13 protein-coding genes are annotated in these 13,361 nt (G+C 67.0%); 8 read left to right on the forward strand and 5 right to left on the reverse strand.

Annotation, left to right across the window (positions count from 1 at the left end; all coding sequences use genetic code 11):
- Window positions 1–70: 70 nt before the first annotated feature.
- The 3 genes from rpoN (at window position 71) to V8J38_RS15190 (ending at window position 2,858) form a co-directional block, all read left to right on the forward strand.
- Window positions 71–1,594, forward strand: a complete 1,524-nt coding sequence (gene rpoN / locus V8J38_RS15180; protein WP_291777132.1) for an RNA polymerase factor sigma-54 — start codon at window positions 71–73, stop codon at window positions 1,592–1,594.
- A gap of 71 nt (window positions 1,595–1,665) precedes the next feature.
- Window positions 1,666–2,316 (forward strand): ribosome hibernation-promoting factor, HPF/YfiA family, encoded by a 651-nt coding sequence (gene hpf / locus V8J38_RS15185; RefSeq protein WP_291777129.1) that lies wholly within the window; start codon window positions 1,666–1,668, stop codon window positions 2,314–2,316.
- Between the two features lie 77 nt (window positions 2,317–2,393).
- The gene (locus V8J38_RS15190; protein ID WP_291777126.1) at window positions 2,394–2,858 is read left to right on the forward strand and encodes a PTS sugar transporter subunit IIA; all 465 of its coding nucleotides are present in this window, start codon (window positions 2,394–2,396) and stop codon (window positions 2,856–2,858) included.
- A gap of 83 nt (window positions 2,859–2,941) precedes the next feature.
- On the opposite strand, the gene V8J38_RS15195 is transcribed toward V8J38_RS15190, so the two are convergent.
- Window positions 2,942–3,211 carry a DUF1150 family protein gene (locus tag V8J38_RS15195; RefSeq protein WP_312218280.1) on the reverse strand — a complete coding sequence of 90 codons (270 nt, stop codon included), beginning with the start codon at window positions 3,209–3,211 and terminating at the stop codon, window positions 2,942–2,944.
- Window positions 3,212–3,271: 60 nt separating this feature from the next.
- On the reverse strand, window positions 3,272–3,691 hold the full coding sequence (locus V8J38_RS15200) for an Hsp20 family protein (RefSeq protein WP_313415869.1): 420 nt from the start codon (window positions 3,689–3,691) through the stop codon (window positions 3,272–3,274).
- 194 nt (window positions 3,692–3,885) lie between these two features.
- Between V8J38_RS15200 and V8J38_RS15205 the strand changes: the two genes are divergently transcribed.
- Window positions 3,886–4,560: an OmpA family protein gene (locus V8J38_RS15205; protein ID WP_291777117.1), complete on the forward strand. Its 675-nt coding sequence runs from the start codon at window positions 3,886–3,888 to the stop codon at window positions 4,558–4,560.
- A 276-nt stretch (window positions 4,561–4,836) separates the two neighbouring features.
- Here V8J38_RS15205 and V8J38_RS15210 read toward each other — a convergent pair whose 3' ends face one another.
- The 3 genes from V8J38_RS15210 to V8J38_RS15220 all read right to left on the reverse strand — a co-directional run bounded on the left by V8J38_RS15210 (window position 4,837) and on the right by V8J38_RS15220 (window position 9,703).
- Window positions 4,837–6,153, reverse strand: coding sequence for a UDP-glucose dehydrogenase family protein (locus V8J38_RS15210; RefSeq protein ID WP_291777114.1), 1,317 nt, complete (start codon window positions 6,151–6,153; stop codon window positions 4,837–4,839).
- A 185-nt stretch (window positions 6,154–6,338) separates the two neighbouring features.
- Entirely contained in the window at window positions 6,339–7,502 is a 1,164-nt protein-coding gene (locus tag V8J38_RS15215) for an OmpA family protein (protein ID WP_338576884.1), read from the reverse strand.
- Between the two features lie 167 nt (window positions 7,503–7,669).
- The gene (locus tag V8J38_RS15220) at window positions 7,670–9,703 is read right to left on the reverse strand and encodes a mannose-1-phosphate guanylyltransferase (RefSeq protein ID WP_338576886.1); all 2,034 of its coding nucleotides are present in this window, start codon (window positions 9,701–9,703) and stop codon (window positions 7,670–7,672) included.
- A gap of 116 nt (window positions 9,704–9,819) precedes the next feature.
- Between V8J38_RS15220 and argB the strand changes: the two genes are divergently transcribed.
- The 4 genes from argB to V8J38_RS15240 all read left to right on the forward strand — a co-directional run bounded on the left by argB (window position 9,820) and on the right by V8J38_RS15240 (window position 13,348).
- Entirely contained in the window at window positions 9,820–10,749 is a 930-nt protein-coding gene (gene argB / locus V8J38_RS15225) for an acetylglutamate kinase (RefSeq protein WP_291783229.1), read from the forward strand.
- Window positions 10,746–11,474: a pyrimidine 5'-nucleotidase gene (locus V8J38_RS15230; RefSeq protein WP_338576889.1), complete on the forward strand. Its 729-nt coding sequence runs from the start codon at window positions 10,746–10,748 to the stop codon at window positions 11,472–11,474. The genes argB and V8J38_RS15230 overlap by 4 nt, the downstream gene beginning before the upstream one ends.
- Window positions 11,471–12,340: a 2,3,4,5-tetrahydropyridine-2,6-dicarboxylate N-succinyltransferase gene (gene dapD, locus V8J38_RS15235; RefSeq protein WP_338576891.1), complete on the forward strand. Its 870-nt coding sequence runs from the start codon at window positions 11,471–11,473 to the stop codon at window positions 12,338–12,340. The genes V8J38_RS15230 and dapD overlap by 4 nt, the downstream gene beginning before the upstream one ends.
- A gap of 252 nt (window positions 12,341–12,592) precedes the next feature.
- On the forward strand, window positions 12,593–13,348 hold the full coding sequence (locus V8J38_RS15240) for a nucleotidyltransferase family protein (protein WP_291783238.1): 756 nt from the start codon (window positions 12,593–12,595) through the stop codon (window positions 13,346–13,348).
- Window positions 13,349–13,361 lie beyond the last annotated feature (13 nt).

Consider the following 13,361-nt stretch of genomic DNA (forward strand, 5'->3'; position numbering starts at 1 on the left):
CGTTAACAGCTTCGGATCATGATCCCAGCAAGAAGCGGGCCAACAGCGCCCGCGCGCGGGGTGGAACGACGTGATCGGGCAGAGGCTGGAGGTCAGACAGGGGCAGGGGCTGGTCATCACGCCCCAGCTGCAGCAAGCGATCAAGCTGCTGCAACTGTCGAATCTCGAGCTGGAGGCCTTCGTCGAGGGCGAGCTGGAGCGCAATCCCCTGCTGCAACGGGACGAGGGCGAACCCGGCGTCGACACCGCGCCCGAGGCTTCCCAGGACGCCGCAACCGCCGACGGCGGCGACGAGGGCGAACTGCGCTTCGTCGAAGGCTCGGACGCCCACGCCCAGACCCTGGACGCCGGCGCCGACGACCTCTACGGCGACGCCGCCCCCGGCGAACGCGTCGGCGACCGCCAGGGCGACCAGGCGACCGACCAGCCCGGCCTGGCCGACTGGTCCCGCGCAGGCTCGGGCGGCGGCCTGGCCGACGGCGAGGAGCGCGAGCGGCCCGACCATCGGGACGAGACCCTGTGGGAGCATCTGCAGGCCCAGGCCTCGGCCGCCGGGTTCGGCCCGGCCGACCACGCCATCGCCCTGACCCTGATCGACGCCACGGACGAGGGCGGCTATCTGCGCGCCGACCTCGACGAGATCGCCGAACGGCTGGGCGTCGATGCGGCGCGCATCGAAACGGTGCTGTCCGTCTGCCACGGCTTCGAGCCGACGGGCGTCATGGCCCGCTCCATTCCCGAATGCCTGAAGCTGCAGTTGATCGAGCGCAATCGCTTCGACCCGGCCATGGGTGCCCTGCTCGACAATCTGGAGCTGCTGGCGCGACGCGACCTGACCGCCCTGCGCAAGGTCTGCGGCGTCGACGGCGAGGATCTGGCCGAGATGATCGCCGAGCTGAAGGCTCTGACGCCGCGCCCCGGCGCCGGCTTCGGCGGCGAACCGGCCCAGACGGTCGTGCCCGACGTCCATGTGCGTCCCGATCCGGCCGGCGGCTGGCGGGTCGAGCTGAACACCGACACCCTGCCCCGCCTGCTGGTCGACAAACGCTATCACGCCGTGGTGGCGGCGGGCGCCCGCTCGGACATCGAGAAGACCTTCGTCGCCGACTGCGCGGCCCAGGCCAGCTGGCTGGTCAAGTCGCTGGACCAGCGCGCCCGCACCATCATGAAGGTCGCGTCCGAGATCGTGCGCCAGCAGGACGCCTTCCTGGCTTTCGGCGTCGAGTTCCTGCGCCCCCTGACGCTGAAGACGGTGGCCGAAGCCATCGAGATGCACGAATCGACGGTCAGCCGCGTCACCTCGAACAAATACGTGGCCACCCCGCGCGGGGTGTTCGAGCTGAAGTTCTTCTTCACCGCCGCCATCCAGTCCAGCGACGGCGGCGCGGCCCACTCGGCCGAGGCCGTGCGCCAGAGAATCAAGACCATGATCGACGGCGAATCCGGCGACGGCGACGTGCTGAGCGACGACCGCATCGTCGAGATCCTGAACGAGGCGGGAATCGACATCGCCCGGCGCACTGTGGCGAAATATCGCGAAGCCCTGCGCATTCCCTCGTCGATCCAGCGCCGCCGCCTGATGAAGGCCGGCTGACTGCGACCAAGCGTCACCACAAATCGGTGATCGCCATTGACACCAAAGCCGGTCAGTCGCGTTCTAGGGACATGAAGATCCAAGTCAGCGGCAAGCAAGTGGATGTCGGCGAAGCGCTAAGCTCGCGCATCTCCCAGGAACTCGAAGAGGGAGTCGGCAAATATTTCGCCCGCGGCGCTCAAGACGCCGAGGTCGTGGTGTCCAAGGATCGACACGGCTTCCGGGTCGATTGCTGGGTGCGTCTGGCCTCGGGCCAGTCCCTGGTGACGACGGGTTTCGGCGGCGACGCCCAGGCCGCCTTCTCGGACAGCCTGGACAAGCTGGAAAAGCGCGTGCGCCGCTACAAGCGCCGCCTGAAGGACCACCATATCGGTCCCAAGGGCCTGTCGCCCGAGAAGACCGAAAACGCCGCGCGTGAAGTCGCCGCCATGACCATCTTCCGCGACCCCGACACGGTCGAGGACGAGGCCTTCGGCGACGCCGGCCTGCCCGGCGAACCGCCGCCTGTCGGCATGGTCATCGCCGAGACCGAGTCGGAGATCCGCACCCTGACCGTAGGACGCGCCGTGGCGGAACTGGACATGACCGGCTATCCGCTGGTGATGTTCCGCAACGCCGCCCACGGCGGTCTGGCCGTGGTCTATCGCCGGCCCGACGGCAACGTCGGCTGGATCGATCCGCAACGCACGACCAAGGGCGCGGCGGCGCAAGCCGTCGGCTGAGGCTTCCTCAGGAAGGGCGAAGAGGCTAAAGAGCACTCGCCCTTCCGCCAATGTCGGGTTCGATTTTCGGGGTAAGCATGGACATCGCTGATTTGCTGTCGTCGGACGGGATCGTCCTGCGGGGCGGCGCGTCATCCAAACGTCAGGCCCTTCACGCCGTGGCCGAAGCCTTCGGCGCCGCCTTCGACATGGACGCCGACAAAGCGTTCGAGGCGCTGCAGGAGCGCGAGGCCCTGGGTTCGACGGGCCTGGGCTCTGGCGTCGCCGTGCCGCACGCCCGCATCCAGGGACTGGACCGCGTCTGCGCCGTTTTCGTGCGGCTGGACACGCCGGTGGCCTATGAGTCGCTGGACGATCGTCCGGTCGACCTGCTGTTCGCCCTGTTCGCGCCGCTGGAGGCCGGGGCCGAACACCTGCGCGCCCTGGCGGCCGTGTCGCGCGCCCTGCGCTCGCCGGAACTGCGCGAACAACTGCGTCAGGCGAGGACGGTCGACGCCATCCGCGCCCTGTTCGTCAAGGACGTGTCGAAGACCGCCGCCTGAGCGGTCTTCCCTTTCCAGGAAGGGCGAACGTCCGCCGCCCGGAGCGAATATCGGAGTTCGGCTCGATTCCATCCGAACCGAGCCTAGTGAACCGACATCGGCTCCAGGTCATGAGCGACGGCGGCGGCGAAGGCGGTTTCGCGATCCAGCATGACCGCCAGACGTTCGCCGTCAGCGCCGTGCACGGCGTAGAGAATCTGATCGGGATCGATCTCCAGATCGGACGCGGTCTCGACGCGAGCGTCGGCCAGAACGTCGGAGGCGCGGATCGCGCGCACATAGACCAGATCCGGGGCGCCGAAATCGGCGAAGTCGGGGATCTTCGTATTGGGCATCTTCATGGTGGGCGTCATAAGACCGCCTCCTTACGCTTGACTGAACGCCTGCAGAGCCAGGCGGTTCGACGGCTGGGCTCAGCCCGTCGTGATGGGAATGCGCCGCACGCTGCGTTCCTGCTCCGGGCGGATCAGGTCCACGTGCAGCAGACCGTGCTCCAGCCGGGCGCCCGCGATCTCCAGTCCATCGGCCAGGACGAAGCTGCGGACAAAGCCCCGCGCCGCGATGCCGCGATGCAGGAAGGCCTGAGGGTCGCGCCCGGCGTCCTCTCGTTTGCCGGTGATGGTCAGTTGCCGTCCCTCGACGGTGACGGACAGTTCCTCCGGCGTGAACCCCGCCACAGCCAGGGTGATGCGCACGGCGGCGTCGCCGAGCTGCTCCACATTATAGGGCGGGTAGGATTCGGCCGCCGCCTTGGCGGCCCGGTCGATCAGGGCTCGGGTATGATCAAAGCCCAACAGGAAGGGGCTGTCGAACAGCAGGGTGCGCGTAGTCATGGGGCCCTCTAACGAAGCGACCTCGGCCGTCCGATCCTCCCCGACATCGGCAGAAGATCCGGCCTGAAGGATAGATGGGAAGATGGAGCCTTCGGGTCAACGCCGGACCTTCGTTCACCCCGCATACAGGTTGGAACCTTCACCATATGCTTCGCGTTTTTCGCGAAGATCGCGACCATCGAAAGGAATTCACCATGAGCGCCAAGCTCGCCGTCGTCGGCGTCAGCATCGCCGCCCTGCTGGGCGCCGCCGCCTGCACCACGACCGATCCCTACAGCTCCGCCCCGCGCCGCAACAACACGGGAACCGGCGCCATCGCCGGGGCCGTGGGCGGCGCCCTGCTCGGCTATCTGACCAACACCTCGAGCGGCGAACAGGGCCGCAAGAACGCCCTGATCGGCGCGGGCATCGGCGCCCTGGCCGGCGCCGGCGTCGGTCAGTACATGGACCGTCAGCAGCGCGCCCTGGAAGCCGAACTGTCGGGCACCGGCGTCGGCGTGGCCCGTCAGGGCGACAACCTGGTGCTGCGCATGCCCTCCGACGTGACCTTCGCCACCAACCAGTCGTCGCTGGACGCCCGCTTCCTGCCGGTTCTCGACGACGTGGCCCGCGTGCTGAACGAATACGACCGGTCCATGGTCGATGTGGTCGGCCACACCGACTCCTCGGGCGGCGACGCCATCAACCAGCCGCTGTCCGAACGCCGCGCCTCCTCGGTCGCCTCCTATCTGATCGACCGGGGCGTGATGCGCGAACGCATCTATGTGGCCGGCATGAGCGCCCGCAACCCCATCGCCTCCAACGACACGGTCGAGGGCAAGGCTCAGAACCGTCGCGTCGAGATCCTGATCCGTCCCTTCACGGGCTGATCGGCCGAAACAGCCTGAAACAGGAAGGGGCGGCCCGTTCGGCGCCGCCCCTTTTTCATGTCTGGCCGCCAGTCCGGCGGCCGGGACGAAAGAAACGGCCTAGCTTGACCTCTATCCCCTTGCCTTGGCCGGTTCACTGTCGGCTTGCTGTCCCGGCAGGAGATTCCGATGGACGGCGACGAGCTGGGCAGGACGATAAGGCTGATCGGCATCGCGGCGGCGACGGCCGTCGTGGTCGCCGCTGCGGTCATCGCGATCGGCCGCCTGCTTCTCTAGCTAGGCCGCGTCGAGGGGACGGCCGATGGAGAAGTAGCGGAAACCGCGCGCCCGCATGTCCTCCGGACGGTAGACGTTGCGCAGGTCGACCATGACCGGCTGTTTCAACAGCAGCTTGATCCGGTCCAGGTCCAGGGCGCGGAACTGGTTCCATTCGGTCATGATGACGGCGGCGTCCGCGCCCGCCAGGGCGTCATAGGGACCGTCCGTGAAGACCACGCCGTCCAGAAGTTTGGCCGCCTCCTCCATGCCCTCCGGGTCAAAGGCCTGAACCCGCGCGCCGCGCGCGATCAGGGCCGGGGCCACGTCCAGAGAGGGGGCGTCGCGCATGTCGTCGGTGTTCGGCTTGAACGTCAGGCCCAGCAGGGCGACCGTCTTGCCCTTCAGCTCGCCGCCCAGGGCCTCGGCGACGCGGTCGGCCATGGCCTTCTTGCGCGCGTCGTTGATGGCCACCGTGGTCTCGATCAGCTTCAGCGGCGAACCGGCGTCGGTCGCCGTGCGCACCAGGGCCAGGGTGTCCTTCGGGAAGCAGGAGCCGCCGTAACCCGGCCCCGCGTGGAGGAATTTGGAGCCGATGCGGTTGTCCAGGCCGATGCCGCGCGCGACTTGTTGCACGTCGGCGCCGACCGCCTCGCACAGGTCTGCGACCTCGTTGATGAAGGTGATCTTCATGGCCAGGAAGGCGTTGGCCGCATATTTGATCAACTCGGACGTGCGCCGGCCGGTGAACATGATCGGCGTCTCATTGAGGTTCAGCGGCCGGTAAAGCTCGGCCATGACGGCGCGGGCGCGCTCGTCGTTCGTTCCGACCACCACCCTGTCAGGGCGCTTGAAGTCGCCGATGGCGGCGCCTTCGCGCAGGAACTCCGGGTTGGAGACGACGGCGAAGTCCGCGTCGGGACGGCGCTGGCGAATGATGCGCTCGATCTCGTCGCCGGTGCCGACGGGGACGGTCGACTTGGTCACCACGACGGTGAAGCCGTCCATCAGGTCGGCGATCTCTTCGGCCGCGGCATAGACGTAGGACAGGTCCGCATGACCGTCGCCGCGCCGCGAAGGCGTGCCCACGGCGATGAAGACGGCGTCCGCCGTCCGAATCGCCTCAGCTCCGTCGACGGCGAAGGCCAGCCGCCCGTCGCGGACGTTGCTGGCGACCAGATCATCCAACCCCGGCTCGTAGATGGGCATGATGTTCTGGTGCAGACGCTCGATCTTGGAGGCGTCCTTGTCGACGCAGGTCACCGTGTGGCCGAAGTCGGCGAAACAGGCGCCCGACACCAGGCCGACATAGCCGGTTCCGATCATGGCGACGCGCATGGGTGGCTCCTCTCATCAACCGTCTCTGCCGCAATAGCCCCGGTCGAGGCGCTTCGCCAGCGTCCCGCCGACGCAGGTCGAAGAAAGCCAAAGAAAAAGGACGGCCGACCCGATGGATCGACCGTCCTTGATGTCTTTCAACCTGGAAGCCTTCGGGGGCCGATCGAGACCGGCCCCCTCAGGGCTTAGAAGTTGATGTCGACGGTGGCGCGACGGTTCAGCGGCTCACGCACGCCGTCGGCGGTCGGCTTGGCCAGCTGGGTCTCGCCCTTGCCGTCCAGCGAGATCACGCCGCCGTTGACGCCTTGAGCGACCAGGGCGTCAGCCACGGTGCGCGCACGGCGGTTCGACAGGCCCATGTTGTAGGCCGCGTTGCCCGAGGTGTCGGTGTGGCCGACCACCAGCACGCGCGTCGGAGCGCCCGACTTGGCGTAGTTGGCGGCTTGCGTCACCACCGAGCGGGCTTCCGCCGTCAGGTCCGAACGGTCGAAGTCGAAGTAGACCACGAACTGACGCGCAGCCGGCTTGGCCGGAGGCGGCGGCGGCGGCGGCGGGGGCGGCGGGGGAGGCGGCGGGGGAGGCGGCGGCGGCGGGGGCGGCGGCGGCGGGGCCACCGGCTCGGCGCCGAACGCATAGCGCAGGCCCAGCGTCACGGTGTGCGACTGGTCGTAGTCGCCCGACAGGGTCCCGACCGGATTGGCGCCCGAACCCGACGTCACGGCGTCGAATTCCATGTCGCCCGTCAGGTAACGGTACGTCAGGTCGATGTTGGCGCGGTCCGACACGGCCCAGGCCAGACCGGCGATCGCCTGAGCGGCGAACTTGGTCGAGCTGTCATCGGCGGCGAAGGCGACGCCGCGGTTGCCGCGCACGAAGCCGGTCGTGTCGGTGTTGACGCGGTTCACGCCCACGCCCAGGCCGACGAACGGACGAATGGTCCAGTCCGGCGAACCGAAGTCGTAAAGGACGTTGGCCATCAGGGTCGTCGCCGTGATGTCGCCTTCCGGCGAGTGGCACGGGCCGGCAGCCGGGGTCGCATTGCAAAGGCCGCTCACGTTCCCAGGAGCGCGTACGCGACCGATGTCGCCCGAGCGGTAGCCGCCCTCGAGTTCAACGCGCCAGTTCGGGTTGAAGCGGTAGCCCAGGCGAGCAAACGCCGCCCAGCCGTCGTTGACTTCCCAGTTCCAGTGTTGGCCGGTCGCCGACGCTTCGGTGTTGATGTCGTCGATGATGTGGTAGCCGGCGTCGATCGCGCCGTACCAGCCATCGGGCTCCGCCGATGCAGCGCCGGCGGACAGGGCCAGGGCGGCCGCCGCGCTCGACGCCAGGATCAAACTCTTGACACGCATAGTGATGCGGCCCTCCGAGATCTGTTTCAAATGGACGACGCGGAGCATCGCCTATCGCCTGCATAACAGCGCTGCCTTATCCGGTCGAGCAGGAAACTAAGCTATTGCGTCCTGTTGCAACACCACCGTGGCCCTGAGGCTACACAAGGTAAGATTTTGTTAAGAGCTCACCGAAGCATAGCCCTCATCTCGACTTCGGAATTAAGAATTCCCGATCCTGCCAAATGCTCAAAGGCGCCTAGCAGATTATATAAGGCCAGAGCATTTGCAGAGTCATCGATAAACTCGCCGCCTTCTAGTCGGTTGTCGCGCCACAGGCCTTCAGGCGTCAGATAAAGCCAGACGGCTCGCAAAGCCGCCGCCGCTTCATCCGCGAAGAACTTGCGCGATCGCGGCTCGTCCGCTTCCGCCAGCGCCGTCGCAGCCTTCAATCTCGCGATCTGCGCCTCGAAACGGGCGCGCGGGGGCCGGCCCGGACCGCCCTCGACGGCTCCGTCCAGAATAACGAGGCCCAAGGCGTCTTTTTCGGAGACGCCTCTGGAGTAGAGGCCGCGAATCAGAGTCGATCTGACGGTATCACCGCCCGAACGGGCGAGAAGGCCCGCCGCTTCCAGCATCATGCCGGGGGACGACGCCCCGGCGCCCCTCCCGCAGTCGAGCGCGGCCTCGACCGAGGCCGCCAGAAGCCGCACCGCTTCAGGCCATGCCGGGTCGGTCGTCGCTTCCGACCAGTCGAGACAAGCCTTCAACATGTCCAGCCGCCCCCTGACGCGGTCGGACAGAGTCGCGTCTCGGATCAGATCATCCCGCAGGGCCGCCGCCCGTTCCTGCATGATCGAAGGCTCCAGCCCCGCCTTCGCCGCACCCGCCCAGGCGGACAACGCCGCCGCCCCGCCCTCCAGGCGATCCAGCGATCCCGTGACGAGAGCGCGCCACGGCCCTTCCCAGCCCAACCGCCCCGCCAAGGCGAAGGCCGCCGCCTGACGGGCCTGCACCTGCGGATTCAGCAGCGCCGGAATCCGCCGCCCCTCGAGGCTGATCAGTTCACAGAAGGCGCCGTCCTCAGTGCGCCCCACCGTCGCCCAGAGCGGCAGCGCCCGAAGGCGAAGCCAGCCACGCAGGCGCGAAAAGCCGTAACGCAGGTCCTCTTCCGGCGGATGATGAAAGTCCATGTGCCGCGGCGAGGAGAGCCGAATGCGCTCCACGATCTTCTTCACCTCCTGGGTCCGGCTCAGGTCACAGACGAGCACCGCGTCCCGCTCCGCGACGATGGCCAGGTTTCTGACCCCCAGCGCCGCCACGATCATGCCGTCAGGCGCGCGCGCCATACAGCCTTCGGCGTCCTCGAAGATATGGCCGCCAATCTCTCCCTCGCCGCTGGCCGCGATCGCGTCCCATGCCCCCAGGTCGGACCATTTGAAATCGACCGCCAGCACCGAGGCGAGATCCGTCCGTTCCATGACCGCATAGTCGATGGAGATTCTCGGCGCATCCCGGAAGGCCGCGCCAAGCAGGATGTCCGCGCCCTCAACCACCGACTGCAGCGCCGTCCGGGCCGCCGCTTCGACCCCCGGAGCGAACCGTTTCAGCTCTGCCGCAAGCACTTCGGCGCGTGCGATGAAATTGCCGCTGTTCCAGAGGAATCCCTGGTCGATGTAGCGCTCGGCCAGGTCGCGACTTGGCTTTTCGATGAACGCCTCGACGGGAGACAATCCGGCCGTCAGGGGCTTGATGTAGCCGTAGGCTTCGGAGGGTTCAGTCGGCCGTACGCCGAGGGTGACGATCCGTCCGGCCTCCGCAGCCTTCACCGCCTTGAGCACGGCCGCGCGGAAAGCGGCATGATCCGGCACGTGATGGTCCGAGGCCAGGAAGACGTTCACCGCCGCCGGCTCCTGCATCAAGGTCCAATGCGCCGCCGCCGCCATCGCCGCAGCCGAGTCCCGGCTTTCAGGCTCCAGCAGCACCGCCGCATCGACGTCGATCTCCAAAAGCTGTTCGAGTATGGTCTGGCGGTGGAGTGCGCCGCCGATGACGACGATCCGCCCGTTCTCGGCCACTAGAGGCGCCACCCGTGTGACGGTCTCCTGGAAGGGCGATCGATTGCCTGCCAGGCGCATGAATTGCTTCGGCCGCGAAAGTCGTGACGCCGGCCAGAGGCGCGTCCCAGAACCACCGCACATGACCACCGGAAAAAGGCGCATCCTTTCTGGATATCGCAGTTATCGATAAAAACCAGCCGCAGGACGCAAATGCTTCATCGCATCGCCCGCCCTTCGGGCGTGACTCCCGCGCCCTTGGCCGCTATCGAGCGCGCACGATGATAGAGACTGATCGGCAATCCGAGGAACGCGGCTGGGAGACGGCGAAGACGCTCGCCGAGGCCCTGCCCTATATCCAAGTTTATGACCGCGAGACCGTGGTCATCAAATACGGCGGCCACGCCATGGGCGAGAGCGCCGTAGCGAAGCAGTTCGCCGCGGACGTCGTGCTGCTGAAGCTGATGGGGGTGAACCCCGTGGTCGTTCACGGCGGCGGCCCGCAGATCAGCGCCATGCTGGACAAGGCGGGGGTGAAGTCGGCCTTCGTCGATGGCCTGCGCGTGACGGACAGGGACACCATGACGGTGGCCGAGATGGTCCTGTCCGGCGCCGTGAACAAAGAGATCGCCCACTGGATCACCGTCGCCGGCAAGGAAGCCGACGTGCGCGGCGTCGGCCTGTCGGGCAAGGACGCGGGCCTGCTGACGGTCGAGAAGACGCGCCGCACCAAGCGCGACCCCGATAGCATGATCGAGCATGAGGTCGATCTGGGCTTCGTCGGCGAACCGACCAAGGTCGATCCCAAGCTGATCAAGGGGCTGATCGCCTCCGAGACCGAGGACTGGGTGCCGGTCATCGCCCCCATCGGCGTGGCCGAGGACGGCCAGACCTATAACGTCAACGCCGACACCGTGGCCGGGGCCGTCGCGGGCGCCCTGCACGCCAAGCGGATGCTGCTGCTGACCGACGTGCCGGGGGTCAAGGGCGCCGACGGCGAGATCATCCGCCAGATGACGCTGGACGAGGCGCAAGGCCTGATCGACGCGGGCGTCGCCACTGGCGGCATGATCCCCAAGCTGGAGACGGCCATGGCCGCCGTCCGCGCGGGCGTCGAGGCCGTGGTCATCCTGGACGGGCGCCGGCCGCACGCCATGCTGGTCGAACTGTTCACCGAGCACGGCGCCGGCACCCTGGTCAAAAGGAAGTGACGGGTTCGGCGTCGAAGACGGCGCCCGAAACCGCCCGGCCGGACTCCGCCTCGACGGAGATCGGCGCGGACCTGCGTCATGTCCGGTCCTGGGTCTTCGACCTGGACAACACCCTGTATCCGCCCGAGACGCAGTTCCTGCGTCAGGTGGAGCAGCGCATCAATCAGTACGTCGTGCGCACCTCCGGTCTGGAATCGGCCGAAGCCCTGGCGGTGCAGCGCGGCTACCTGCACGACTACGGCACCTCGCTGGCCGGTCTGATGATGCATTATCAGATCGACCCGCACGACTTTCTGGCCGAGGTCCACGACGTGCCCCTGGACGTGCTGACGCCCGATCCCGGCCTGCACGCGGCGCTGGAGCGCCTGAGCGGCCCGCGCCTGATCTTCACCAACGGCTCGATCGGCCACGCCCGGCGGGTGATGGAGAAGCTGGAGCTGACGCGCTTCTTTGACGGGGTCTTCGCCCTGGAAGACGCCGACCTGATCCCCAAGCCGGACCCGCGCACCTTCCAGAAGATGCTGACCCGCTTCGGCGTCGATCCGACCACCGCCTGCTTCTTCGAGGACACGCCCAAGAACCTGGAGCCGGCGCACGCCATTGGCATGAGCACGGTTCTGGTCGGCCCCAAGGCCTTCACGGCCGAAGGCGCGCACATCCACCATCGGGCCGCGACCGTCGGCCCCTTCCTGACCACCGCCATGCTGGACGGAGATCCGCAATGACCGACCTGACCCATCTGGAATCCGTGATCGAAGCCGCCTGGGAAGCCCGCGCCGAGGTTTCCGCCGCCACGCGCGGCGAGGTGCGCGACGCCGTCGACACCGCCCTGACCCTGCTCGACTCCGGCCAGGCCCGCGTCGCCACGCGCGGCGAGGACGGCGTCTGGACCACGCACCAGTGGCTGAAGAAGGCCGTGCTGCTGTCCTTCCGCCTGAACGACAACGTCATCATGCGCGCCGGCCACGCTCCGACCCTGCCGCTGTCGGCCGATCACCCGGTCGCCGTCGGCCCCTTCTGGGACAAGGTGCCCAACAAGTTCGGCGACTGGAGCGCCGCCGACTATCAGGCCGCCGGCTTCCGCTCGGTGCCGGGCGCCGTCGTCCGTCGCGGCGCCTATGTCGGCAAGAACGTGGTGCTGATGCCGTCGTTCGTGAACATCGGCGCCTATGTCGATGAAGGCTCGATGGTCGACGCCTGGGCCACGGTCGGTTCGTGCGCCCAAATCGGCAAGAACGTCCACCTGTCGGGCGGCGCCGGCATCGGCGGCGTGCTGGAGCCGCTGCAGGCCAATCCGACCATCATCGAAGACGGCTGCTTCATCGGCGCCCGCGCCGAGGTGGCCGAGGGCGTCATCGTGCGCGAGGGCGCGGTCCTGGCCATGGGCGTCTATCTGTCGGCCTCGACCAAGATCGTCGACCGGGCGACCGGAGAAATCTTCCGCGGCGAGGTTCCGGCCTATTCGGTCGTGGTGCCGGGCGCCCTGCCCGACCCGAACGGCGGCCCCAGCCTGTATTGCGCCGTCATCGTCAAGCGCGTCGACGCCCAGACCCGCGCCAAGACCGGCGTGAATGAACTCTTGCGTGACTAAGGCGTTATCGCCAGAGGTGGGGTGCCGGGTCGGGAGTCTTTTCGGCTGGGAGGCAAATTTGGGTCAGTGTTTCATTGAAGTCACAGCATGTTCGCAATGCTCCTGCATAATGCAGCCTTCCCTAGCTCGAAATCTCTCGAACTAGTCCGCAAGGACAACGACCCACATTCCCCCCTCCTCCCTCAAAGCGCGGACATACTCATGCAGTTCAAGTCCGCATTGAAGCGTAACGTTCACTGAACTGGACCTTTCATGCAGGCAGAGATTTACAATCTGGCTCAGCAAACCTCCCGAGCGCGGCGACGCAATACGACTGTGTTGATGGCCGGAGGTTTCGGCAGCCGACTAGGCGAGCTCACTCGACAAGTTCCCAAGCCGCTCATTCCCGTCGCCGGTCAACCGATGCTGGAACGAATCATCCATCGGATGCGCGGCTTCGGCCTGCACAACTACGTGCTCACAACCCACTACCTGCCTGAAAAGATCCACGCCCATTGCGGCGATGGCTCTGACTGGGGCGTTCATATCCGTTACGCGCATGAAGCAGCGCCGCTGGGAACAGCGGGCGGCCTGTCGCTGATCGGCCCCGTCACCGACGCTCCGGTTCTGGTATGCAACGCGGATATCTTGACGGAAATCGACTTCCCAACCCTCCTTGAGGCCCATGACAGCATGGACGCGGACTTCACGGTCGTGACCGTCCCTCACCATGTGGCAGTGCCCTACGGCGTGATCGAAACCGAACCCTGCGGCGAGATTCGCAGCGTGGAGGAAAAGCCGACCTATTCCTATCGCGTCAGCGCCGGCACCTATGTCATCAACCCGCATTTGTTTTCATTGATCCGCCCCAATGAGCGCATCGACATGCCGCAACTGATGGACCGGGCGAAGGCGACAGGGTTCCGCGTCTGCGCCTATGAATACGATGGCTACTGGATCGATGTAGGCCGCCCTGCAGATCTGAAGAAGGCCTGCGAATATTTGGAGCCAAGCGAACTTACCGGCTGAGCCAGCCGGCGCA

Origin of the sequence: Brevundimonas olei, from assembly GCF_037055245.1 — a bacterium.
GTDB lineage: Bacteria > Pseudomonadota > Alphaproteobacteria > Caulobacterales > Caulobacteraceae > Brevundimonas > Brevundimonas olei.